This is a genomic window from Aquibacillus halophilus, from assembly GCF_009649745.1.
Taxonomy (GTDB): Bacteria; Bacillota; Bacilli; order Bacillales; family Amphibacillaceae; genus Aquibacillus; species Aquibacillus halophilus.
Map to the genome: position 1 here is coordinate 24,633 of NZ_WJNG01000004.1, position 23,778 is coordinate 48,410.

22 protein-coding genes and 1 pseudogene are annotated in these 23,778 nt (G+C 35.7%); 20 read left to right on the plus strand and 3 right to left on the minus strand.

Features of this window, described 5'->3' with window-relative positions; all coding sequences use genetic code 11:
• The first annotated feature begins 66 nt into the window (after positions 1 to 66).
• From GH741_RS05585 to coaD, 3 genes are all read left to right on the plus strand, one after another.
• Complete coding sequence (locus GH741_RS05585) at positions 67 to 219, plus strand: hypothetical protein (protein WP_153735808.1); 153 nt, start codon at positions 67 to 69, stop codon at positions 217 to 219.
• 84 nt (positions 220 to 303) lie between these two features.
• Positions 304 to 873, plus strand: coding sequence for a 16S rRNA (guanine(966)-N(2))-methyltransferase RsmD (gene rsmD / locus GH741_RS05590; RefSeq protein ID WP_153735809.1), 570 nt, complete (start codon positions 304 to 306; stop codon positions 871 to 873).
• Positions 866 to 1,354, plus strand: coding sequence for a pantetheine-phosphate adenylyltransferase (gene coaD / locus GH741_RS05595; RefSeq protein ID WP_153735810.1), 489 nt, complete (start codon positions 866 to 868; stop codon positions 1,352 to 1,354). The genes rsmD and coaD overlap by 8 nt, the downstream gene beginning before the upstream one ends.
• 74 nt (positions 1,355 to 1,428) lie before the next feature.
• Here coaD and ylbJ read toward each other — a convergent pair whose 3' ends face one another.
• The gene (ylbJ, locus tag GH741_RS05600) at positions 1,429 to 2,649 is read right to left on the minus strand and encodes a sporulation integral membrane protein YlbJ (protein WP_153735811.1); all 1,221 of its coding nucleotides are present in this window, start codon (positions 2,647 to 2,649) and stop codon (positions 1,429 to 1,431) included.
• A gap of 319 nt (positions 2,650 to 2,968) precedes the next feature.
• On the opposite strand from ylbJ, the gene GH741_RS05605 reads away from it, so the two are divergent.
• A complete protein-coding gene (locus GH741_RS05605) occupies positions 2,969 to 3,991 on the plus strand; it encodes a SepM family pheromone-processing serine protease (protein ID WP_153735812.1) in 1,023 nt (340 codons plus the stop codon).
• Positions 3,992 to 4,022: 31 nt separating this feature from the next.
• On the opposite strand, the gene GH741_RS05610 is transcribed toward GH741_RS05605, so the two are convergent.
• A complete protein-coding gene (locus GH741_RS05610; protein ID WP_153735813.1) occupies positions 4,023 to 5,243 on the minus strand; it encodes a nucleotidyltransferase in 1,221 nt (406 codons plus the stop codon).
• A gap of 229 nt (positions 5,244 to 5,472) precedes the next feature.
• On the opposite strand from GH741_RS05610, the gene GH741_RS05615 reads away from it, so the two are divergent.
• The 3 genes from GH741_RS05615 to GH741_RS05625 all read left to right on the plus strand — a co-directional run bounded on the left by GH741_RS05615 (position 5,473) and on the right by GH741_RS05625 (position 6,958).
• Positions 5,473 to 6,003, plus strand: a complete 531-nt coding sequence (locus GH741_RS05615; protein ID WP_153735814.1) for a YceD family protein — start codon at positions 5,473 to 5,475, stop codon at positions 6,001 to 6,003.
• 90 nt (positions 6,004 to 6,093) lie between these two features.
• Entirely contained in the window at positions 6,094 to 6,267 is a 174-nt protein-coding gene (rpmF, locus tag GH741_RS05620) for a 50S ribosomal protein L32 (protein WP_153735815.1), read from the plus strand.
• Positions 6,268 to 6,463: 196 nt separating this feature from the next.
• Positions 6,464 to 6,958 carry an RsfA family transcriptional regulator gene (locus GH741_RS05625; RefSeq protein ID WP_153735816.1) on the plus strand — a complete coding sequence of 165 codons (495 nt, stop codon included), beginning with the start codon at positions 6,464 to 6,466 and terminating at the stop codon, positions 6,956 to 6,958.
• 103 nt (positions 6,959 to 7,061) lie between these two features.
• On the opposite strand, the pseudogene GH741_RS21905 reads toward GH741_RS05625, so the two are convergent.
• A pseudogene (locus GH741_RS21905) lies at positions 7,062 to 7,532 on the minus strand (GNAT family protein).
• A gap of 180 nt (positions 7,533 to 7,712) precedes the next feature.
• Between GH741_RS21905 and GH741_RS05630 the strand changes: the two are divergent.
• The 13 genes from GH741_RS05630 to spoVE all read left to right on the plus strand — a co-directional run bounded on the left by GH741_RS05630 (position 7,713) and on the right by spoVE (position 23,729).
• Entirely contained in the window at positions 7,713 to 8,606 is an 894-nt protein-coding gene (locus GH741_RS05630; RefSeq protein WP_153735817.1) for a 2-dehydropantoate 2-reductase, read from the plus strand.
• A complete protein-coding gene (locus GH741_RS05635; RefSeq protein WP_153735818.1) occupies positions 8,603 to 8,983 on the plus strand; it encodes a DUF3397 family protein in 381 nt (126 codons plus the stop codon). The genes GH741_RS05630 and GH741_RS05635 overlap by 4 nt, the downstream gene beginning before the upstream one ends.
• Positions 8,984 to 9,064: 81 nt before the next feature.
• Complete coding sequence (gene bshC / locus GH741_RS05640) at positions 9,065 to 10,687, plus strand: bacillithiol biosynthesis cysteine-adding enzyme BshC (protein ID WP_153735819.1); 1,623 nt, start codon at positions 9,065 to 9,067, stop codon at positions 10,685 to 10,687.
• A gap of 223 nt (positions 10,688 to 10,910) precedes the next feature.
• A complete protein-coding gene (gene mraZ, locus GH741_RS05645) occupies positions 10,911 to 11,342 on the plus strand; it encodes a division/cell wall cluster transcriptional repressor MraZ (RefSeq protein WP_153735963.1) in 432 nt (143 codons plus the stop codon).
• 65 nt (positions 11,343 to 11,407) lie between these two features.
• Entirely contained in the window at positions 11,408 to 12,385 is a 978-nt protein-coding gene (gene rsmH, locus GH741_RS05650) for a 16S rRNA (cytosine(1402)-N(4))-methyltransferase RsmH (RefSeq protein ID WP_153735820.1), read from the plus strand.
• Positions 12,385 to 12,774: a cell division protein FtsL gene (gene ftsL / locus GH741_RS05655; RefSeq protein WP_153735821.1), complete on the plus strand. Its 390-nt coding sequence runs from the start codon at positions 12,385 to 12,387 to the stop codon at positions 12,772 to 12,774. Before rsmH ends, ftsL begins: the two co-directional genes overlap by 1 nt.
• A gap of 21 nt (positions 12,775 to 12,795) precedes the next feature.
• Positions 12,796 to 15,003, plus strand: a complete 2,208-nt coding sequence (locus GH741_RS05660) for a penicillin-binding protein (RefSeq protein ID WP_338079258.1) — start codon at positions 12,796 to 12,798, stop codon at positions 15,001 to 15,003.
• Between the two features lie 123 nt (positions 15,004 to 15,126).
• Positions 15,127 to 17,061, plus strand: coding sequence for a stage V sporulation protein D (locus tag GH741_RS05665; RefSeq protein ID WP_153735822.1), 1,935 nt, complete (start codon positions 15,127 to 15,129; stop codon positions 17,059 to 17,061).
• Positions 17,062 to 17,209: 148 nt separating this feature from the next.
• Positions 17,210 to 18,688 (plus strand): UDP-N-acetylmuramoyl-L-alanyl-D-glutamate--2,6-diaminopimelate ligase, encoded by a 1,479-nt coding sequence (locus tag GH741_RS05670; RefSeq protein ID WP_153735823.1) that lies wholly within the window; start codon positions 17,210 to 17,212, stop codon positions 18,686 to 18,688.
• Positions 18,689 to 18,691: 3 nt separating this feature from the next.
• Positions 18,692 to 20,056, plus strand: coding sequence for a UDP-N-acetylmuramoyl-tripeptide--D-alanyl-D-alanine ligase (locus GH741_RS05675; protein WP_153735824.1), 1,365 nt, complete (start codon positions 18,692 to 18,694; stop codon positions 20,054 to 20,056).
• A gap of 41 nt (positions 20,057 to 20,097) precedes the next feature.
• Positions 20,098 to 21,084 carry a phospho-N-acetylmuramoyl-pentapeptide-transferase gene (mraY, locus tag GH741_RS05680; protein ID WP_153735825.1) on the plus strand — a complete coding sequence of 329 codons (987 nt, stop codon included), beginning with the start codon at positions 20,098 to 20,100 and terminating at the stop codon, positions 21,082 to 21,084.
• A complete protein-coding gene (gene murD / locus GH741_RS05685) occupies positions 21,081 to 22,430 on the plus strand; it encodes a UDP-N-acetylmuramoyl-L-alanine--D-glutamate ligase (RefSeq protein WP_153735826.1) in 1,350 nt (449 codons plus the stop codon). The genes mraY and murD overlap by 4 nt, the downstream gene beginning before the upstream one ends.
• Before the next feature lie 162 nt (positions 22,431 to 22,592).
• Positions 22,593 to 23,729 (plus strand): stage V sporulation protein E, encoded by a 1,137-nt coding sequence (spoVE, locus tag GH741_RS05690; protein ID WP_153735965.1) that lies wholly within the window; start codon positions 22,593 to 22,595, stop codon positions 23,727 to 23,729.
• Positions 23,730 to 23,778: the final 49 nt, after the last annotated feature.

The following is a 23,778-nucleotide window of genomic DNA, read 5'->3' on the forward strand; positions in this document are numbered from 1 at the left end:
TTAATTTTTTTTACTACTTTTTAATCGACTGCTATATAACCGCTTCGGCAGAATCCTACGCTTTCCGTGGGTACGATCTCAGCTCTCGATGGCAGAGTAACTGCAGGCCAAAGAGCGATTCTTCCGAGGAAGGTGAAGCGTTGCCCGCGTAAAGCGACTGCCTTAAGTGGAATTCAACATACAGTCGCATTTTTCATCAATAGTAACAAACAAGAATAAAGAGCCTTAAAATAAAATATATTTCCTGATTAAAGACTTTTGTGGTAGCATTAATGTCGAAATATGATAGAAGGGTTGTCCTATATGAGAGTTATTTCAGGTATACACAAAGGGCGTCAAATTAAGGCGGTACCAAACCAATTAACTAGACCTACCACTGACAAAGCAAAAGAAGCGTTGTTTCAGATAATTGGCCCATTTTTTGAGGGTGGTCAATGTTTGGACTTATTTGCTGGTAGTGGTTCATTAGGTATTGAGGCTTTGAGTCGTGGTATGGATCATGCTATTTTTGTTGATAAACATCCCAAAGCTATACATACTATTCATGATAATCTTAAAACATTAAAATTAGAAGAACATGCAGAGGTTTTTCGCAATGATGCTTTTCGTGCGATAAAAGCTGCGGCAAAAAGAGAGTTAGTCTTTGATCTTATCTTTTTAGATCCACCATATGCAAAAATTTCCTATGAGGATCTTTTGGATGAAATTAGTAAGTTTAACCTTTTAGCTTCAGAAGGTTTAATTATTTGTGAGCATGATAAAAGGAAAACATTACCAGAAAATTATAGTGGTTTTGTTAAATTAAAATCAGAGCTCTATGGTAGTGCAACTGCAATTACCTTATTCGAAAAAGGGGATAATACACATGAGTAGGTTAGCTATTTGTCCAGGAAGTTTTGATCCTATTACCTATGGTCATCTAGATATCATTCAACGAGGAGCAAAGGTTTTTGATCAAGTCATCGTAACAGTATTTAATAACCAATCAAAACAGCCTTTGTTTTCTGTTGAGGAAAGAATGGAACTTTTGAAAGCTGTTACAAAAGATCTTGAAAATGTAAGGGTTGATACTAGTAGTGGTCTGTTAATGGATTATGCAAGGGAGCAAAACGCACAAGTCATATTAAGAGGTCTACGGGCAGTAAGTGATTTTGAATATGAAATGCAAATAACATCAATGAATAGAAAGTTGAACGAGAATATTGAAACCTTTTTCATGATGACAAATAATCAATATTCCTTCTTAAGTTCTAGCATGGTGAAAGAAGTAGCAAAATATCATGCAAATGTGTCAGATCTTGTTCCTGAAGTAGTAGAACAAGCCTTAAAACATAAATTTGCTCAAAATAAATGATAAAACTGGTAGATTTTAATCTACCAGTTTTATTTATAAAAAAGGTTATATACTACTGATATGTTTAGCAAGACTCATAAGTACTTTTGCTTAACAGTTAACCTTAGAGTGATAATCAAAGCAGCTAATGATAATGAAAATAAGGTTACCGCTGGTCCAAGGGATTGTAAAGTGTGTAATGCATCTAACCAAGGATCTGGATTCTCTTTTGGGAGAAGCACAGGTATATCTTGATAACCAAGGACCTTTTTATTTAAATACAAGGGTTTAAACAAGATGGCTGCCAACAAACTTGCAAAAATTCCATGGAGTATTCGAGCGAAAAAATAAGGACCAAAACGTATGTCTGTTTCAGCTAGAATGCTTGCAACTTGTGCTTGAACGGAAAAACCATTAAATGCAAGTATAAAACTAATAACAATTGCTTGTGTATAGAGGCTAGTTGTATCTGATTGTGATATTAATTGTGATCCAAGTGTAATCTCGAATAGACCAGAAAACATTGGTAAGGCAAGTTCAGGTGGCAAACCTAGCCCTTTTAAAATTACGGCTAATCCACCAGCCAAAATATTAGAAATCCCAACAAGGAAAAGTAGTTTTGTAAACACTGAAAATAAGATGATAAAACCGCCAATCATTAACAACGTTTGTACGGAATTAGTGACAGCATCTCCTAATATTTTTCCGAAGGGCCGAGTATCTTTTAACCGTGTGCGATGAAGCTCTTGGAGTGCTTTGTAAATTGATACTTTTCGGTCCTTTCTCCTGGACATTTCAACAGTATCTTTACCGTAAAACCTCATGCAAACTCCCACTAAAGCATTACCGGTATAATGACAAACAGCTAGTAGGATTCCAAGTTGAGCGTCATGAAAAAAGCCTACGGAGACTGCTGCAATAATGAACAATGGGTTTGAAGCATTTGTAAACGAAACAAGTCGTTCTGCCTCAATTTTTGTCAATTGTTTTTCTTGACGCAGTCTTGCTGTCAATTTTGCACCGGAGGGGTATCCACTCGCCATTCCCATTGCCCAAACAAAACTCCCAACACCTGGTACATTAAATAATGGTCGCATAATCGGTTCAAATAGTACTCCTATAAATCGAACTACACCAAAACCAATAAGTAATTCAGCAGTGATAAAGAAGGGTAGAAGAGAAGGGAATACAGTTCCCCACCACATATCTATTCCACGGGTACTTGCTTCTAACGTTTCTCTTGGAAATTTTATTAGCGCAATAGCAATAAATAGTGCCACTCCTGCTAAACTTATTGACTTTACTTTTGATTTCAAGATTAGTGCCTCCTAGCTATGAATTTCACACATTTCTGTACTTATTATTTTGATAATAGTAGAATATGAATAGCTTCCTAAAAGGTACAAGCATTTCTTTACAATATACGCTCATAGTTAGTTTTTTTATGCCATATTATATAAAAACTGTTTTTATTTAAGTGCGAATTCATGTAACTCCGTGTTAGAATCCTGTAAACAACCCTGGGATTGTGTTGGAACTGTCCCTAATTAAACATAAGGGTCCGGGGTGATTTTGTACTGATGATCAACATATAGATAATTTTATACTCCATGGATATATGGAAGGGGAAAAGTAATGAGGTTTAGCCGTCGAAGTTTTATACTTAGCATCATAGTCATTATAGTAATGGCTTTTTTAGTAGGGTATCGCCTTCCGTACTATATATATAAACCTGGTGGAGCAGACGCTCTTAATCCAATAGTTGAGGTTAGTGAAGGATTTACAAGTGAGGGTGACATGCATCTGGTAACAGTAAGAGGTGGTATCGCAACCCCGATTCAGTATTTATTGGCATCAATTAGACCATATCAAGACATACAACCCATAAGTGAAGTGTTTCCAGAGGGAATTTCACAAGATGATTACTTTCAAGTCCAGTTGCAGATGATGGAAAGTTCTCAAGAAGCTTCAACTGTAGTTGCTTATCAGGCTGCTGAAAAACAGATTGAAATAGAATATGAGGGCGTTTATGTTGTAGCAGTTATTCAGGATATGCCGGCTGATGGAATATTACAATCAGGAGATAAAATTCTTGGAGTTGATGAACTTTTAATAGAGCAAACAGACGAGTTGATTGATTATGTATCAGCAAAAGAAGTTGATACTGTTATAACTGTAACCATTGAAAGAGATGGAGAAGAATTAACAGAAGAAATAAAGTTAGAGTCCTTTCCTGGAATGGATGATAAGGTCGGGATTGGTATTCAGTTGGTGACAAATCGAAATGTCAAAGTTGATCCAGAATTAACTTTTGCGAGTGGTAATATTGGTGGACCTAGTGCTGGTTTAATGTTTTCTTTAGAGATATATGATCAATTAACTGAAGAAGATATCACTAAGGGATATCAAATAGCAGGTACGGGAGAAATTAGTTATGAAGGTGAAGTAGGTAGTATAGGCGGAATTGATAAAAAAGTTATAGCGGCTGATAAAGAAGGATGTGATGTATTTTTTGCGCCGAACGAGGGCGGTTTGGAAAATTCTAATTATCAATTAGCATTACAAACAGCGGAAGATATAGGCACTGATATGAAGGTGGTACCTGTTGACACATTTCAAGATGCATTGAGTTATTTACAAGGCTTGGAAGCGAAATAAAGAAGTTAGGTTTGATTGGTTCTAATCAAACCTAACTTCTTTTGTTTAATATATAAGGCGGGTTAAGTTCTTGTTTATATAACTTTCTCCGTTGAATTGGACTAACAACACTGTAATAAGCATAACTAGCCTGCGATTCAATAGCTGAAATTTGATGACGCCCGTTTTTTAATCCAGTTATAATTGGAATTTCCATACTTTTTTTTATTTGATTCAGATATGCTTGACCCTTGTCTGTCATGGCAAGTAAACGAATGTATGGCAATTTTTCTTCAGTTAGAGATACTATTGATTCTTTTTTTGTATTTACTAGGATATGCGCAAACATCCGCTGTAACCTTGTCCATGTATATCGTTTTGTTTTGACGTCATTCATCCAAGAATCAAAGCTAGTAGCTTTAGATGCTGTTCGTTTTAGTCTGTATTCTAAACCCTCGTCTACACCATGAACTTGACGGAGTTCCGCCTCAGTCATTGTGAGTACACGATATTGTAATATGTTAAAGTAATGCTCCCAGTGGTGCCACAAACCCGAATATTGCTTATACTCATCTAATCCTTCTATCATTTTAGATGGAAGTGCTTCTTTTGCAAGTGTTGTAACTTTATTATAAGCCACTAATTCTTTACGTATACTTGTAGCACTAGCTATTTCGTTTTTGATTTCTTTATCATGGTAGTTATTTTTTGTTCGTTTTATTGTCATAGGTCTAATAGAAAAATTGTTTTGGTAAATACTTTTAAGGTAACTAAACCCTAGAATATTGTTCGGCTGAGATAAATCAATACTACCTTGTGTTAAACCGATTGCTTGGTATGCTTGTCTACTAGCTTCTGGAAAAGATATTCCGTAGGACAATTGCTTTTTTAATTCAAGCTTATAGCGTTCTTGTTTATTTTGGAATAGTTTATAAGCGTTAATGAAATCGTTTATCTGTCCGCTTTCACTTCCAAAACAAAGAGATTTAACACCAAGTGCTGCCAAAATCGAGACTGCACCTCTTGCAAATAAATCACTGTTTTGGACGGCATAAATAAAAGGTAACTCTACGACGATATCAACTCCCTGTTGAACGGCGACACGTGCACGGTGGAATTTGTCTGTAATGGCCGGTTCCCCTCGTTGTAAAAAATTACCGCTCATGACTGCTATCATACAATCAGAATTAGTAGCCTGTTTGGACTGTTCTAGGTGATAATAATGACCATTGTGAAATGGATTGTATTCGACGATCAATCCGCATGCATTCATAGTTAACAACCCCTATATGTGTTAAACTTATTATACCTTTTTTTTAGGTTATGACCAAGCTGTGAGGCCAGTTGTAAAATGGAATTAGGATATGTTAGGCTATGTAAACATGATCCTTGCAAAAAAAATGTGTACACTGTTATGGTCAAATAAACATCTGTAAAGAAAAAATATTGACAAAAAGCGTTATTCCTAATAAAATAACCTTTGTTGCCTAGAGGTGATAGTGATGAAAATTCCTGTTCAAAAATTGAAGTTTAATGGGGCAGAACCATTACACTTTGAAGAAGATGTAGATGTTTCTGACATTGTAGAAATGAATAATGATATTCGACAAATCGACCCTGTTCAGGTTAAAGGAAATGCAACCATGCAGGGAAATGAAATTACTTTTCATTTTTCAATTGATGGTACAATGATTTTACCATGTGCAAGAACCCTAGTTGATGTAAAATATCCTTTTCAAGTGGATGTAATAGAGGTTTTCTCTACTTCTCCTTATTACAAAGAAGAAGATGAATCAGAAATTCATCCTGTAAGTGGAGAAATGCTTGACTTAACTCCGTATATCAAGGAAAATGTTTTATTGGAAGTTCCTTTTCGTGTGTTTTCAGATGATAAGGAAGTTCAGGAAAATGCATTAACAGAGGGGGAAGGCTGGGAATTACTATCTGAAAAGCCAACTGAACAGAAAGTAGACCCACGTCTTCAGAAATTGCAATCATTACTAGATGATAACAATGAAGAGGAAAATCGGTGAGGTAAAGTGTTATGAAGAACTCTGCCTTTGCCTTATTTATGATTACGGATAAGGATGATTTTCGTTTCGTGTATAAAGGAGGTGTAAGACATGGCAGTACCAAAAAGAAAAACTTCTAAAAAAGTAAAGAATCAACGTCGTACGCACAAAAAGCTACATGTACCTGGCATGATTGAGTGTTCTAATTGTGGTGAGCTTACGAAATCACACCATGTTTGCAAATCATGTGGACATTATGATGGTAAACAAGTGGTTGAACAATAATATCGATATTAAAAAGATGACTGTAGCATGCAGTCATCTTTTTTTTGGAGAATTCTACACACAACTATAGAATAAAAATAAAATTATAAATGTTATTACAAATATCAATAACTTAATAAAATAGAAAAGAAATTATTCTATCACTCCTATCGTTTGCATACATTGATAGCAAACGTCTAAATAGAGGAGGGATGAGATGAATAATACGAGACAAGATGCATGGAGCCAGGATGAAGACCTACTTCTTGCTGAGACTGTGTTGCGATATATAAGAGAAGGAAAGACTCAACTAGAAGCTTTCAAAGAGGTAGGTAAGCGTCTGTCCAGAACACCTGCTGCATGTGGTTTTCGTTGGAATGCATCCATCAGAAAACAATATCAAAAAGCTATTAATATTGCCAAAAAGGATAGAAAGCAACAAGCTGAAACCTACCAAACGTTATATTCTAATACTGAACAGAATGAAGAAGGAACACTTGATGCTGCTATTTCCTTGTTAGAAAAAATGAAAGTAAATTATTATCCAAATGAACAAAAAAGTAGTTCCTTAGAAAACAACGTACAATTACTTACTGAAGAGATTAATGAGTTGAAGCAACAATTGAAAAGATATGAGCAAGCTTGGCAAGAAATGGGCCAATTGTGGCGTTGGATCGAACCTAACGAGAAAGGGAAGAGCTATACCGAGTGATTATCTCTAATTAATGTCTTATTATATAAAATCAAACCCTCGCTGATCATCATTACGAATGACGGCAAGGGTTTTTAAAGTTAGTTTTAAATAACTATATGTATCAAAAACAGTTTCGTTGAGAAGAAATCCCCTCTGGTTTCCAAATTAAAGGGTTCTCACCTAAATCACTCTCCGTTTGATATTTAGCCTTCTTAAAGACCGTTTTATCCTAGAATCCATCAGAATTAACTCTTGGGTTTGTTTTTAAAGGTAACATGTAACTTTTAGCGAAAATCCACTTATTGCCTGACCGCATCCTTTACACCACAATTTGGCAAACCCTCTAGTTTCCATAATTGAAGATTGTCTTGTGGAGGATAGAAATGCTTATCGTATTTAGCGCTAACCTTATAAAGACTCATTTATGCCACTAAAGCGTTTCTAATGACGTAAAATGGGAATTCACTATTTTCAATTATATTGTCTTGTAAATCCTCTATCATCGTAAGCTTCTGCCCATATTTTCTGAAGTTTTTAAATTTTTCTAATGTTGATAACTCACTAACAGTCTTTCAATTTCAACAGATTCCATTCCCCTTTTCTGTACAATTTTTAAAATGTTATAAATTACTACGAGATAGTTACTCTACCATTTGAACAAGATGAAACATATTGTTTTGTTTTTTCTGTGTTTTATATTTGTTTAAATTTTATATTGTTTGTACAATTATATAATAGGAGAAATCATATTTTGTGTGGAGTTGTATATTAAATGAAAATTGGAATTATTGGTGGGGGATCAATTGGTCTTCTGATGGCTTCTATTTTAGCAGGACATAATAACGAAATTACACTCTACGTTAGAAGAGTGGAACAAATGGAAACCATAAATAAGAATGGTATAACCATATTTCCTAACAAAGAAACATATAAAGTAAGGTCGTTGTTATTAGACGATATTGATTTAAGTGATGAAATGTTACTAGTTTGTGTGAAACAATATCAATTAACAGATATTTATCCTTTCCTACTTAATAGCACCTGTCCATTAATCTTTTTACAAAATGGTATGGGACATATTGAAGATATCCAAGATTTTAACTTTACCAATGACGTATTGTTGGCTACCTCCGAGCATGGTGCAATTCGCGAAAGTGATTCTATTGTAAGGCATACTGGTAAGGGGCATATAAGCATTGCTAGTCTATCTGGAATATCTTCTATTTTAGACGAAATACATAGCTTATTAGTTAATGAAGATTTTCCTATTAAAATCGAGGGAGATTGGTTTACAATGCTTGCTAGAAAATTAGTGATTAATGCAGTAATTAATCCTATAACCGCCATATTTCAAGTTGAGAACGGGGAGATCATAAAGAATCCATACCTTAAAAAACTTAGCGAGCAGTTGTGTAAGGAAGTCTGTAGTGTGCTTCAGGTCGATTCATTAGAACATTGGAACAGAGTAGTATCAGTTGCTTCAAATACCCAAAATAATCATTCTTCTATGAAGGTGGATGTTTTTAAACGCAGAAGAACAGAAATAGATGGCATATTAGGTTACATCCTTAAGCAAGGTGAGGTTAATTTTCCATATACTTCATTTGCATATAATAGTATTAAGGCTCTCGAATGGAATTATAAACAGGAAGTGAATTTAAAGTGAATGAGATATCTTACTTGATTGGATTAGTCATAACAGTTCCGATCTTACTAACAATGATTACTTATATAATTGCTAGAAATCTATATAAAAATAAATGGAAAGCCATTCATATATCGGTAAATTATACAACGATGTTTTACATATTTTCAGTTGCAACGTTAATTCATGTAATTTTTAATATTAATTTTATTGGTCTAATTCTTATTGTTTTAATAACTAGTCTAGCTATTTCAGTAGTTATACAGTGGAAAGTAAAAGAAGAAATAGTGTTTCGTTATGCGTGGAGGGGATTCTGGCGATTTTCCTTCCTTCTGTTTGGGTGTAGTTATATTGGACTCATTTTAATAGGAATCACAATGAAAATTTTAAACTTGTAAACAGAATATGTGAATTTGTAAGTGCTTTTATGTAAAATACTTCATAGTAAGGGAAATTATAATAGAAGGAGCAAGTATTCTATGCGGATCGACCCGATCAAGTTAGAAACAAAAAACAAATTAATAGATGAATACCGTAATAACGGTGAAATTATGAATAAGTTTGATTACCTGCCTTTTGAAGCGTCAACCTTTCAACAACGTTTTACTGATTTACAAGAGAGGGAGTTCGACAGAGAAGGACTTGCAACTGTATTGCAGAAATTAAATGATAATTGGGGAGCACCTGCTGCTACTTTAGAAAATATAGAAAGACTAAAGGACAAAGATAGTGTTGTCGTTATTGGAGGTCAACAATCTGGACTACTAACAGGTCCACTTTACACGATCAATAAGATTATTTCGATTATTAATCTTGCTAAGCAACAGGAACGACAACTAAAGGTACCGGTAGTTCCTGTTTTTTGGATCGCTGGTGAAGACCACGACTTTGCCGAAATCAACCATATTATGCTTGAAAAAGGTTCTAGAATGAAAAAGTATAAAATACCGCAACGGGTTAGTTCGAAAACTTCAATGTCAGAACTTGACCTTGATAAAGATATTGCTAAGGCATGGTTGCACCGAGTTTTTGGGGAGTTACAAGAAACGGAATTCACGAATTCTTACCTTGAATTGTTTGAGAAATGTTTAAATGAATCTAATACAACAGTAGATTTTTTTGCTAAGGTAATCTTTAGTATATTCAATAAAGAGGGCTTAGTCTTAATTGATTCAGGAAATAAGTTGGTCAGACAATTAGAAAGTGAACATTTTGTAACAATGATTAAAAATCAACAGTCTGTTAGTGAGGGTGTTTATCAAGCAAATCAAGAAATTAAGCAATCGGGTTATTCTATATCGATGGATGTGGAAGAGAATGAGGCTCACCTTTTCTATCATAAAGACGGAGAAAGAATACTATTAGTTCGGTCTGAAGATGGTTCTTGGATTGGAAAACAAAATGAGTGTGAATTTACTACAGATGAACTTTTACATATAGCAAAAAATAACCCAGAATTGTTAAGCAATAACGTTGTCACTCGTCCCTTAATGCAGGAGTTGTTATTTCCCACGTTAGCGTTTTTGGGTGGTCTTGGAGAAATTGGTTATTGGTCTATTTTAAAACCAGCATTTCAGACGTTAGAAATAAAAATGCCGCCTATTTTACCAAGATTGTCGTTGTCTCTAGTTGATCGATCAACCGACAAGAAACTCAAGAAATTTTCTATTCCTCCAAATCAGATAGTTAATTTTGGCGTTGAATTAGAACGGGGCAATTGGCTAGCGACTCAAACTTCATCCCCTATTGAAATGTTGACTGATCAAGTTAAGTTTTCGATTGAACGTGCTCATAGGCCATTGAAAGAGCTAGCGAAAGAAATACGTTCTGATTTGGGCGATGTAGCAGAAAAGAACTTATTTTATTTATTTCAGGACATAGAATTTCTTGAAGACAAATTGATGAGAGCTTTGGAAGAAAAGTATCACCAAGGATTAGATGATTTTGATACTTTACAAACGATGCTGCGACCAGAGGGTGGTTTGCAAGAGAGGTGTTGGAATATCATCCCGTTTCTAAATCTTTATGGTGATGCCTTTATTGATCAACTATCAGAACAGTCGTATGATTATAAAGTAGATCATTATCTTATATATTTGTAAATAAAGATATTCTCCCACTCTCCACCACTATTTTAAAAATAAAATATGAATGGACCTTTAACGCTAGATGGCTCTTGCCATTCTAGCGTTTTTTTGTCTATAGAATAACTCTGGATCTACGAGACAACCAAAGAAGAAAACAATTTTGTTTGTAAATTCTAAAAATGAGTGGTGAAAGGTGGGGGATTGTGGTACTATGGAAAAAGAAAGTGGGGCGAACTATATGTTTATGGGAGAATTCCAACATACTATTGACGCTAAAGGTCGCATAATCGTCCCAGCTAAATTTCGTGAGGGACTCGGAGATATGTTCGTGGTCACCAGAGGTTTAGATCAATGTTTGTTTGCTTATCCCATGAACGAATGGCGCATCCTTGAAGACAAGTTAAAAAAACTCCCACTTACTAAAAAAGACGCCCGTGCTTTTACACGTTTTTTCTTTTCTGGTGCAGTTGAATGTGAAGTAGATAAACAGGGTAGAATAAACATTCCGGCACCTCTTAGAAAATATGCAACTCTTGATAAAGACTGCGTTGTTATTGGTGTCTCAAATCGTATTGAATTCTGGTCTACCAATGAATGGGAAGCTTATGTGGAGGGTTCTGAAGAATCTTTCGCTGAAATTGCAGAGAACATGCTGGATTTCGATATCTAAAGTTCTCGGTAGTTTTTAACACCTAACACGAAGAAATATACCTTGTAGTAAAAGCAGGTGATGAAATGTTTGAGCATTTTAGTGTATTGAAGCAAGAAGCTGTAGAAGGCTTGAATATAAAAAGTGATGGTACCTATGTAGATTGTACTCTGGGTGCAGGTGGTCACTCTGAAGTGATTGCTAAAAAGTTGGGTAAAGATGGTTTATTGGTTGCATTTGACCAGGATTTAGATGCTATAGCAGCAGCAAAAGAGCGTCTTAATCAATATAGTGACCGAATTTTATACATACATTCAAATTTTAGATACTTAAAAGAAAAACTAGAAGAGCATAACATTCAACATGTTGATGGAATATTGTTTGATCTAGGAGTATCTTCTCCTCAATTGGATCAGGAAGAGAGAGGGTTTAGCTATCAGAATGATGCCGCACTAGATATGCGAATGGACCAAACTCAGGAAATCACCGCATACGAAGTGGTTAATCAATGGTCATACGAACAATTAGTAAAGATATTTTTCAGGTATGGCGAGGAAAAATTTTCTAAACAAATTGCCCGAAAGATAGAGGCGAAGAGAAATATAAACGAAATTCGAACCACGTTCGAATTGGTTGAGATAATAAAAGATGCAATTCCGGCTCCAGCACGCAGAACAGGTGGACATCCAGCAAAACGCGTGTTTCAAGCAATTAGAATTGCTGTAAACGATGAGTTGAATGCCTTCTATGATGTATTGCATCAGGCGGCAGAAGTAGTAAGTGTTGGTGGAAGAATATCTATTATAACCTTTCATTCTTTGGAGGATAGGTTGTGTAAACAAGCATTTAAAAAGTGGAGCACTTTACCCCCAATTCCAAGGAATATTCCAGTAATTCCTGAGGGCAGTAACCCACCATTTAGATTAATAAACAGAAAACCAATATTAGCTAATGATGAAGAGTTAGAACTAAATAGAAGGTCTCGTTCAGCTAAGCTACGAATCATAGAAAAAATGAAGCCTTGGGACCAGAAATTCATGTATCAGGAAGGGCGGGGTAAATAATGAGCTCAAGTCAAGCTAGAAATTGGCAAAATTCATGGCAAGAACAACCTGTTAATCCAACTAGACAAACAGATACAAAACAAAAAGTAAAGGTAAAAGTCAAGAAAAGTTGGATTACAACAGGTGAGAAATTTCTTTATACTTTTTTAAGTGCAGTTGCTCTCATTGTATTATATTTTACTGTATCATTCAGCGCGACTACTGATTCATTGAATCGTGACGTTCAAAAGCTTGAATCTGACGTTAAACAACAAGAAGTACAAAATGAGAACTTACAATATAAAGTTAAGGAATATAGCAATCCAGACAGAATTTTACAAATAGCAAAGGAAAATGGCTTGTCAATTCAAAATACTCAAGTAATTCAAGCGACCCAAATTTCCAATTAAAGAGACAGGACGGGGATATCGGTGAAGAAAAACAAAACTACTCAGAACATGTCATCTCTGTTAATGTTTGTTTTTGCGGTAATGTTTTTAATCCTGTCAGGTCGATTTCTATACATACAAGGTACAGCTGAAGTGGCTGGTATTTCTTTGCATGATTGGGCAGATAAAAAACGGACAAGCTCCTATGAGCTACAAGCGCAAAGAGGAACAGTTTATGATCGTAACGGGATGGAGCTTGCACAGGACCGAGCTACCTATCGTATTTACGCCATAGTTCGAGAAAGTTATACTTCAGACCCTAAGGAGCCAAAGCATGTTGAAAATTCGCAAGAAACTGCGGAAATGCTGGCTCCTTTCTTAAATATGGAAACATCTGAAATAGTATCTGCAATTGAAAAAGCTAAAGATGAAGAATTATTTCAGGTTGAATTCGGTGTGAATGGAAAAGATCTTTCTCAAGAACAAAGAGACGAAATTGAAAATTTAAAATTACCCGGGGTTGAATTTATAAAGGAATCAAAAAGGTACTATCCAAATGGAATGTTCGCATCACATGTGATTGGATTGGCACAGAAGAAGGAAGTTGTTACTAAAGATGAAAAAGGAACAGAAGTTAAAGAGTTTATCACCAAGGGTGTGATTGGTATTGAACAACAAATGGATGATGCTCTAAAAGGTGAAGACGGAAGAATCTCTTATAAGCGGGATAAATACAATACCAAACTATTAAAACCTGAAGAAGTAATTAAAGAAGAGCAAGATGGAAACGATGTCTATCTTACTATTGATCAAAAAATCCAAACACTACTTGAGGATGCAATGTCACAGGTTGAAGAACAATATAACCCTGAAAGAATGACGGCAGTAGTGATGGATCCAAATACTGGTGAAATATTAGCTATGAGCAATCGTCCTAGTTATAATCCTAACCAAATCGGTAATGTTGAAAACTGGTACAATGATGTTATATCATCCCCCTTTGAACCAGGTTCAACGATGAAGATATTCACCCTAGCTGCCGCTATTGAAGAGGGGTTATATAACCCTGAGGAAATCTTTCAATCTGGTAAATATAGAATAGATGAAAACTCATCTATTAACGATTGGAAAATAGGTGGGTGGGGTCCTATTACTTTTCGAGAAGGAATTCAACGTTCTTCAAATGTAGCAGCGGCCATTTTAGCTTATGATAAAGTTGGACCTGAAAAGTTTTATGAATACTTACAGGCTTTTCGATTTGATCAACCTACAGGAATTGACTTGCCAGGTGAATTAGTAGGGAAACTACAATATACCTATAAAAGTAATAAAATTACAGCCTCCTATGGCCAAGGATCAACAGTAACGCCGATCCAACAAATGATGGCTGCCAGTGCCATAGCTAATGACGGAAATTTAGTACAACCATATATAGTTTCAAAGGTTGTTAATTCAGAAACAGGTGACATCCTACAAGAAAGTGGACCCACTATTGTTGGGAATCCTGTGTCTGCAGAAACTGCCATGCAAGTAAGAGATGAATTAGAAACAGTTATCACTTCAGAAAAAGGTACGGGACAAATGTATAAGTTAAATGATTATTCACTAGCAGGAAAAACAGGAACTGCTCAGATTCCGGATCCAGAAGACCCGCCATACATGAATGGCAATGGAAATTACATATATTCCTTTCTGGGTATGGCACCAAAGGATGACCCTGAATTAATGATGTATGTTTCAGTCAAACAGCCAGAATTAAGCGGAAATGAACTGGGGTCGGAACCAGTCTCATTTATATTTAAGACAGTTATGGAAAACAGCCTGCACTATTTGAAAATAGAACCAGACAACGTGATTAAAGAAGATATACACACGGTAAAGATTCCTGAAATTGTTGGTGTTTCTTTAAGTGAAGCGAAAGAACGACTAGAAAACTATGATTTACAGTTGGTTACAATAGGAACTGGTAATACAGTTAAAATGGTTGATCCACCAGTGAATGATGAGGTACTTCCAAATGAGAAAGTAATTTTATTAACTGATGATCCTAAAATGCCTGATCTGACGGGTTGGTCTATCAGAGATGTGATGAGACTTGGACATCTATTAAACTTGGAAGTTGAAATTAAAGGTAGTGGTTATGCCATATCACAGAGTATAGAAATGGGCAACGGTATAAGTAGTAAAAATCAACTAGTTGTTGAGTTTGTCCCGCCTAATAAGGAAATCGATAGTAATAATAGTGGTTGAAATGAGGAAGATGTTAATACCGAGAATCCCGAGGTTAATTAAGCAGTACATAAGCAGTGTTCTATTCAGTTTCATTAATTCATATATTGGATACAAGCATACCTGTAAGTAAGGAGATGTTCTATGAAACGAGTATCCAATGTAACGATGAGGAAACGATTAGTCACTGTTTTTCTTTTGGGAATTTTAGTATTTACAATTATTACCATTCGATTAGGCTATGTCCAATTTGTAATTGGGGACGAGCTGATGAATCGGGCGCAAGAGTCATGGAGTAGGGACATTATCTTTGAACCTGAGCGTGGAAAGATTTTGGACAAGAATGGCGAGATTATCGCAGAGAATGTCTCAGCTCCAACTGTAATGATTGTTCCTCGACAAATTAAGGAACCACAAAAGGTTGCCGAACACTTAGCAAGTATTTTAGATATGTCAGTTAAAGATGCATATCAAGAAGTAACCAAAAAAGCAAGTATTGTTAGGATACACCCAGAAGGAAGAAAGATTTCAGAAGAGAGAGCAGATGCGATTCGAACGTTAAATCTTGATGGAGTTTATATAGCTGAAGATTCTAAACGCCACTACCCAAATGATGAATATTTGTCTCATGTTTTAGGCTTCAGTGGTATTGATAATCAAGGTTTAATGGGTTTGGAGTTGTATTATGATGATTTGTTAAAAGGTGAAAGAGGGACACTTTCCTTTTTCTCTGATGCAAAAGGACATCGTATGCCGAAAATGGCTGATGTTTATGAAGCCCCAGTAGACGGTAATAATCTACAGTTAACTATCGATTCCAGAGTTCAAACAATAATAGAAAGAGAGTTGGACTTAGCAGAGGCTAAATATAATCCGGACGGGGCACTAGCTATCGCTGTTGATCCAAATACTGGTGGTGTTTTAGCCATGTCTTCACGACCTAACTTTAACCCAGAGGACTATCAAAAGGTTGATCCAGATATCTACAATAGAAATCTACCAATATGGAGCACCTATGAGCCAGGCTCTACATTCAAAATTATTACGTTGGCAGCCGCCCTAGAAGAAGAGGTTGTTGATCTTCATGAAGATGAATTTAATGACGATGGTTCCATTAAAGTGGGAGGAGCAACACTTCACTGTTGGAAAAGCGGGGGGCATGGTCATCAAACTTATTTAGAGGTTGTACAAAACTCTTGTAATCCAGGCTTTGTTACTCTAGGGGAGAAATTAGGTGCCGAAAGATTATTTTCTTATATCAATCAATTCGGCTTTGGTCAAAAAACTGGAATAGATTTACAAGGTGAAGAAAATGGAATTTTATTTAAACCTGAACAAGTAGGCCCAGTTGAATTAGCAACTACTGCTTTTGGTCAAGGGGTATCGGTTACACCAATTCAGCAGGTGATGGCTGTTTCAGCTGCTGTTAATGGTGGGTATTTGTATGAGCCATACTTAGCTGACGAATGGCTGGATCCTGTTTCAGGGCAGACTATTTCGAAAACAGAACCTACTTTAAAGGATCGGATTATATCAGAGGAAACATCTGAGGAAATTAGAAATGCATTGGAAAGCGTAGTTGCTGTAGGAACCGGTAGAGGGGCTTATGTTGAGGGATATCGAGTGGGTGGTAAAACAGGTACTGCTCAAAAAGTTGGCGATGATGGAAAATATATGAGTAATAATCATGTGGTTTCCTTTATCGGTTTTGCACCTGCTGATGATCCTGAAATTGTTGTCTATTTAGCAATCGATAATCCCAAGAATACCGTTCAGTTTGGTGGAGTTGTAGCTGCTCCGATTGTTGGTAATATCATGGGGGACAGTCTAAGAGCTTTAGGAGTTGAACGCAGGGAAGATGGTTTAGAAAAAGAATATAGATGGCCTGATGAACCCTTAGTAGAGGTTCCAGATTTACGGGGACTGACTAAAAAGGATTTACAGGAATATTTAGTTAATTTGTCAATCGAGGCTAACGGGTCTGGGGATTACATCATTGATCAGGCACCAGAACCGGGTGTGAAAATACCGCAAGGAGAAGAAATTCGGATTTATTTCGATGAAGAAAAACCAGACTAAAAATGCAATGTTCTATTCTGCAAGTTCTGTTATAATTAAATGACACTTTCTTTAGTTTTTTATAATTTTAAGGTTACAATAATTGATAGAGATAAACACCTAGCGAAATATAAGAAAGTGTTATTTATATGAATTAGGATGTGTATGGATGAAACTTAAAGATATTGCAGAAGCCTTACATTTTTATAAGGCTACGTCTAATCTAGATGATATTGAAATTACTGGCATAGAAATGGATTCAAGGAAAGTTAAGAGAGGTAATCTTTTTGTTTGTATTGCAGGATTTACTGTTGACGGACATGATTATGTTAATGATGCTATAGAAAGAGGAGCAAGCGCAATAATTGGTGAACGTTCGATAGATGTAGTTGTTCCGGTTATTATTGTAAATGATTCATCTAGAGCTTTAGCGCTTGTTTCCAATAAATACTATGACTACCCAACAAATAAGTTGAAATTAATTGGTGTCACCGGAACAAATGGTAAAACTACTGTAACACATTTGTTGAAAGAAATTTTTAGTAGGCACGACCAAAAGACAGGCTTAATTGGCACAATCCAAATGGAAATGGACAATGAGGTTTTCAATGTAAAAAATACTACCCCAGATTCTTTATTCTTACAAAAGAGTTTTGATGAGATGATAAACCGCGATATACAATCCGTATTTATGGAGGTTTCTTCACATGCATTGGATTTAGGCCGAGTATTTGGATGTGATTTTGATATTGCTGTATTCACTAACTTGACACAGGATCATTTAGATTATCATGATACAATGGATGATTATCTTCGGGCTAAATCCTTATTGTTCTCGCAACTTGGTAACAGTTATGATGGTAAACGCCCTAAATTTGCAGTGATTAATCTTGATGATCAACATAGCCCATTTTTGATAAAAAGCACACCTCAGCCAGTAATCACATATGGAATTGACTCTAGTGCGGATGTGACGGCATCTAATATAAAATTAGATGCCAGTGGATCTGAATTTATATTAAACACGATGGATGGTGATGTGTTAATCCGTAGTAAACTCATGGGTAAATTCAGTATCTATAATATGCTAGCAGCAACAGCAACAGCTATTTGTGCTGATATCCCATTAGAAACTATTAAAAGTGCTCTAGAATCGACAACTGGAGTAAATGGAAGATTTGAACCTGTGGTACTTGGCCAATCATTCGGAGTAATTGTTGATTATGCACATACCTCAGATTCTCTTGAAAATGTTTTAACTACTGTTAGATCATTTGCTAAAGGTAACATTTACGTTGTCGTTGGCTGTGGAGGCGACAGGGATCGTAAAAAGCGTCCGCTAATGGCCGGCGTGGCCACAAAGTATGCTGATACAGCGATATTTACCTCAGATAATCCTAGATCTGAAGATCCTGCAGCTATTGTTGATGACATGGTTATGGGAATTGGTAAAGACAATTATTTAATTACTCTAAACCGAAAAGACGCAATCGATCTCGCAATTTCTATGGCTCAAAAAGATGATATTGTTCTAATTGCTGGAAAAGGACATGAGACTTATCAAATTATTGGGGAAAAAGTTATTGATTTTGATGATAGGAAAGTTGCATCGGAAGCGATTAGGAATAAGTTTGATAAGGAGATTTAATTGATGTTATTTAATACGAGTTTTTTATTTGATTTATTCCCTGATACTAAGGGAGCTGTTGCTGATGGTATTCCAATTCTGGAAGTAACTACGGACAGTAGGAAAAAGACTAAAAAGTCACTTTTCATTCCACTACGTGGAGAATCTTTTGACGGACATGAGTTCATCAAAGACGCATTTAATAATGGTGTAATTGCTACGTTATGGGAGAAGGGTGTTGATTTACCTACTTTTCTGCCTACGGACTTTCCAGTGTTTTTTGTCGAAGATACTTTGTTAGCTTTACAGCAACTCTCTAGACGTTACCGTGAAGATATAGATCCTATTGTTGTTGGTGTCACCGGTTCTAACGGGAAAACCACTACCAAAGACTTAATAGGAACGGTGTTACAATCCTATTATAAGACCCACCGTACAAAAGGGAACTTTAACAATCACATTGGCCTGCCTCTAACCATTTTATCGATGCAACGAGATACTGAAATACTTGTTCTTGAGATGGGTATGAGTCATTTTGGGGAGATTGAACTTTTATCCAACCTTTCTCAACCGGATTTTGCTGTAATTACAAATATTGGGGAATCTCATATTGAATATCTAGGTTCTAGGGAAGGAATCGCTCAAGCGAAAGCCGAGATACTAGCGGGTTTAGAAGAGAACGGTTTACTATTAATTGACGGGGATGAGCCCCTTCTTCAAGGTTTGCGCAATCAAAAAAATGTAATGGCAATCGGTTTTGATAAACAGAATGATGTTGTTATTGAAAACTATTCAATGACCTCTAAGGACACATCATTTCATTTAAATGATAGCCATCAGTATCAACTGAACTTATTAGGTAAGCATAATATTAAAAATTCAGTTTTTGCAATTAAAATTGCTGAATGTTTAAATGTACCAACTGACAATATTCACCAAGCCTTAAGGAACATAGAACTAACTGGGATGCGTTTTGAAATAACAAAAGGTAAAAATAAGGTTACAATTATCAATGATGCATATAATGCTTCACCAACCTCTATGAAGGCATCAATTGAAATCATCAAACAAATGAAAGACTTTAAAACAAAATTACTTATTCTTGGAGACATCTATGAGCTTGGGGAACATTCAAAAGAACTTCACAGAACTGTTGCAGAGGTTATAACGAATGAGATAGATGTTGTGTTTACAGTTGGGGATGACGTAAATGAAATTTCTGATCAAGTTATCCGAAATAAACTTAATATTGAGGTAAAACATTTTAAAAACAAACAGCAATTAGTGGAAAATTTGCAACAGTATTTAAATGAACAAACAATTATCCTTCTCAAAGCATCACGAGGAATGAAATTTGAAACAATACTAGAAAAAATCATAAATAAGTAATAAAATAAATGGGCGGTTTTTTGTAGCAAAGGAGGAAAACAATGAGTGTTTACGTATTAATAATAACTATGGCAATTGCCTTTTTGATAACCGTCCTAATTTCACCGGTCTTTATCCCGTTTTTAAGAAGGTTGAAGTTTGGTCAGAGCATTCGCGAAGATGGGCCAAAATCCCATATGAAGAAGATGGGTACACCTACGATGGGTGGACTTATGATATTGTTAAGTGTAACTGCAACAACCTTTATTATGACTGGGAAGTTCAATCCTGGTTCGGTTAATTTTGAATTACTATTATTGTTATTGGTATTGCTAGGTTATGGTTTATTAGGATTTCTAGATGATTTTATAAAAGTTGTGCTAAAAAGAAATTTAGGTCTAACATCTAAACAAAAGATGGCCGGACAAGTTCTTATTGCAATTATTTTTTATTACATACTAAGTTATCATGGTTTTCCTACTTATATTCAAATTCCAGGGACAAGTATCCAATGGGAGCTCGGTTGGGGTTACGCTATTTTGGTAGTGTTTATGTTGGTTGGTGCATCGAATGCAGTTAATTTAACAGATGGTCTTGATGGGCTACTAGCCGGAACAGCTGCAATAGCATTTGGAGCATTTGGAATCCTTGCTTGGTTTGCCTACCCTCAATTTGAGGTAACAATATTTTCTCTGGCAGTTGTTGGATCGTTATTAGGATTTCTGGTGTTTAATGCTCACCCTGCAAAAGTTTTTATGGGCGATACAGGGTCCTTAGCCTTAGGTGGTTCGATAGCTGCTGTCGCTATCTTAACAAAATTAGAAATTTTGTTAATCATTATTGGTGGCGTATTCGTGCTAGAAACTTTATCAGTTATTATTCAAGTTATATCATTTAAAACTACAGGAAAACGAGTGTTTAAAATGAGTCCACTACATCATCATTATGAGCTGCTAGGCTGGTCAGAATGGAGAGTGGTTACAACCTTCTGGCTTATTGGATTGATTTTTGCTGCACTCGGAATTTATATTGAGGTGTCGTTATTTTGAACTATTTAACTGATTTTCCATACAACCACGTACTTGTATTAGGTTTAGCTAAAAGTGGAACTGCCGCTGCGAAACTCTTAAAAACCAGTGGGAAAAAAGTGATTGTCAATGATTTAAAAACTAATAGTGGTGCACCAGAAGTTGCTACCCTAAAAGGGATGGGGATTGATGTTGTCTTGGGCAGCCACCCTTTAAGTGTGTTGGATGGGGTAGAGATACTTGTTAAAAACCCAGGAATACCTTACGACAATATCATTATTAAAGAAGCAACAGAAAGAGATATTCCAATTATTACTGAAATTGAATTAGCATCGCATTTATTAAAAGGTTCTCTAATTGGAATAACTGGTTCGAATGGAAAAACAACAACAACGACGCTTATTTATGAAATGATCAAGCAGAGCAATAAAGGTGTTAAAATTGCTGGCAATATTGGAAAAGTCGCGACTGAAGTTGCGCAGACAATGACTGAAGAAGAAACAATGGTCATTGAACTCTCTTCCTTTCAATTGCTTGGAATTCAAACATTTAAGCCTAGGGTAGCGGTCTTGCTCAACCTTTTTGAAGCTCATCTTGATTATCACAAAACACTAGAGCATTATAAGCATGCCAAGGCAAATATATTTTTGAATCAAACGGAAGATGACTATTTAGTTTATAACTTCGATGATGAAACTGTCTTAAGTATGGTTAAGGGAGCTAAAGCAGAGAAGATACCTTTTTCGACTAAACTAAAGATGGAAAGTGGAGCTTGGGTTGATGAGCACTATTTGTATTTCAGGCTGGAAAGAATAATAGCATTAAATGACATTGCATTAGTAGGAAAACACAATTTAGAAAACATTCTAGCTGCTGTATGTGCTGCTAAGCTTGATGGCGCTTCAAATGACGGTATTATTCAGGTTTTAAAGACTTTTACTGGTGTAAAACACAGGTTGCAATTCGTTGAAAATGTTAAGGGAAGATTGTTCTATAATGATTCCAAAGCAACAAATATCCTAGCTACTTCTAAAGCATTATCATCATTCAACCAACCAACCTTATTGTTGGCAGGAGGTTTGGACCGTGGGAACGACTTTGACGGTCTAATACCATACTTGGAAAATGTGAAGGCAATGATAGTGTTCGGAGAAACTTCTGAAAAGTTAAAAACAACTGCCTTAAAGGCAGGAATAAAGACGATAGAATTCGTCGATAATGTAAAATATGCCACTGAAAAAGCATTTCAGCTTTCTGACATTGACGATGTTATCCTTTTATCTCCGGCGTGTGCGAGTTGGGATCAATTCCGCACTTTTGAAGAAAGAGGGGACATGTTTATCGAGGCTGTGCATACATTAAAGTAGGGGCTTGTTTTACTTTTTACTATCAAAGGAAAATATATTAAACGATAGTATAGGAAAAAATGAATCGCAATAAAGATATGTAAAAGTAAGGTTATTTAATGACTTACTTTTTCAAAGATCTATATGGTGATAATCATTTTTTCTGATGAGCCCCATGTTCCAATGTTTCGGAAATGGGGTGTTTTTTTGTCTAAATCAAAGCAAAAGTCGCTAAATGCACCTGATTTACTTTTAACTATTTCTATTTTTACCCTTTTAATAGTTGGGGTAATTATGGTGTATAGTGCTTCAGCGATATGGGCGGATTACAAGTTTAATGATTCTTTTTATTTTGCTAAAAGGCAACTCTTATTTGCAATAACTGGAATTTTGGCGATGTTTTTTATCATGAACATTCCATATCTAACTTGGAGAAAGTACGCTAATCCAATTTTAATTGTTTGTTTTATTTTACTTATTGCCGTCTTAATTCCAGGGATAGGATTGGAAAGAGGGGGAGCACGAAGCTGGATAGGTGTAGGTGCATTCAGTATTCAACCGGCTGAATTTATGAAACTTGGCTTAATTGTTTTCTTGTCTACTTATTTGGCGAACAATCAAAAGTATATTACCTCCTTTTCAAAAGGATTTATTCCATCCTTGTTATTAATTTTTGTTGCGTTTGGCTTAATTATGCTGCAGCCAGACTTAGGGACAGGTGTTGTCCTTGTTCTCACCTGTTTAGTTATGATATTTGTAGCAGGTGCTAGAATTTCTCATTTTATCGGCTTAGGTATTATTGGGTTAGTTGGATTTCTGGGTTTAATCATTTCCGCACCCTATCGAATTAATCGAATTACAGCATTCCTAAATCCTTGGGAAGATCCTTTAGGAAATGGCTTTCAAATTATTCAATCTCTTTACGCAATCGGTCCAGGTGGGTTAATGGGTATGGGATTGGGTCAGAGTTTACAAAAATTTTTCTATTTGCCTGAACCCCACAATGATTTTATCTTTGCGATTTTGGCAGAAGAGTTAGGATTTATTGGCGGAACGTTTATCCTACTGGTATTTCTTCTGTTATTGTGGAGAGGGATTCGAGTCTCATTGGCAGCACCAGATACATTTGGAAGTTTATTGGGCCTAGGCATTATTGGTATGATATCCTTACAAGTTATGATTAATATTAGTGTTGTAATAGGATTAATCCCCGTTACTGGTATCACGTTACCTTTTTTGAGTTACGGTGGATCTTCACTAACACTTACGCTTTGTTCAATTGGAATTTTATTGAATATTAGTAGATATGCAAAACTTTAGAATAAACCACATAAAAACAGTCCTTAACTATCACTAAAGGTAGATAAGG

Excerpts from the sequence above, each read along its gene's own strand:
- coaD (WP_153735810.1), top strand. The coding sequence starts at position 866 with ATGAGTAGGTTAGCTATTTGTCCAGGAAGTTTTGATCCTATTACCTAT.
- mraY (WP_153735825.1), top strand. The coding sequence starts at position 20,098 with ATGAGTGTTTACGTATTAATAATAACTATGGCAATTGCCTTTTTGATA.
- GH741_RS05670 (WP_153735823.1), top strand. The coding sequence starts at position 17,210 with ATGAAACTTAAAGATATTGCAGAAGCCTTACATTTTTATAAGGCTACG.
- rsmD (WP_153735809.1), top strand. The coding sequence starts at position 304 with ATGAGAGTTATTTCAGGTATACACAAAGGGCGTCAAATTAAGGCGGTA.
- GH741_RS05675 (WP_153735824.1), top strand. The coding sequence starts at position 18,692 with ATGTTATTTAATACGAGTTTTTTATTTGATTTATTCCCTGATACTAAG.
- rpmF (WP_153735815.1), top strand. The coding sequence starts at position 6,094 with ATGGCAGTACCAAAAAGAAAAACTTCTAAAAAAGTAAAGAATCAACGT.
- ftsL (WP_153735821.1), top strand. The coding sequence starts at position 12,385 with ATGAGCTCAAGTCAAGCTAGAAATTGGCAAAATTCATGGCAAGAACAA.
- rsmH (WP_153735820.1), top strand. The coding sequence starts at position 11,408 with ATGTTTGAGCATTTTAGTGTATTGAAGCAAGAAGCTGTAGAAGGCTTG.
- spoVE (WP_153735965.1), top strand. The coding sequence starts at position 22,593 with ATGTTTCGGAAATGGGGTGTTTTTTTGTCTAAATCAAAGCAAAAGTCG.
- GH741_RS05610 (WP_153735813.1), bottom strand. The coding sequence starts at position 5,243 with ATGAATGCATGCGGATTGATCGTCGAATACAATCCATTTCACAATGGT.
- bshC (WP_153735819.1), top strand. The coding sequence starts at position 9,065 with ATGCGGATCGACCCGATCAAGTTAGAAACAAAAAACAAATTAATAGAT.
- GH741_RS05630 (WP_153735817.1), top strand. The coding sequence starts at position 7,713 with ATGAAAATTGGAATTATTGGTGGGGGATCAATTGGTCTTCTGATGGCT.
- GH741_RS05665 (WP_153735822.1), top strand. The coding sequence starts at position 15,127 with ATGAAACGAGTATCCAATGTAACGATGAGGAAACGATTAGTCACTGTT.
- GH741_RS05605 (WP_153735812.1), top strand. The coding sequence starts at position 2,969 with ATGAGGTTTAGCCGTCGAAGTTTTATACTTAGCATCATAGTCATTATA.
- GH741_RS05625 (WP_153735816.1), top strand. The coding sequence starts at position 6,464 with ATGAATAATACGAGACAAGATGCATGGAGCCAGGATGAAGACCTACTT.
- GH741_RS05615 (WP_153735814.1), top strand. The coding sequence starts at position 5,473 with ATGAAAATTCCTGTTCAAAAATTGAAGTTTAATGGGGCAGAACCATTA.
- mraZ (WP_153735963.1), top strand. The coding sequence starts at position 10,911 with ATGTTTATGGGAGAATTCCAACATACTATTGACGCTAAAGGTCGCATA.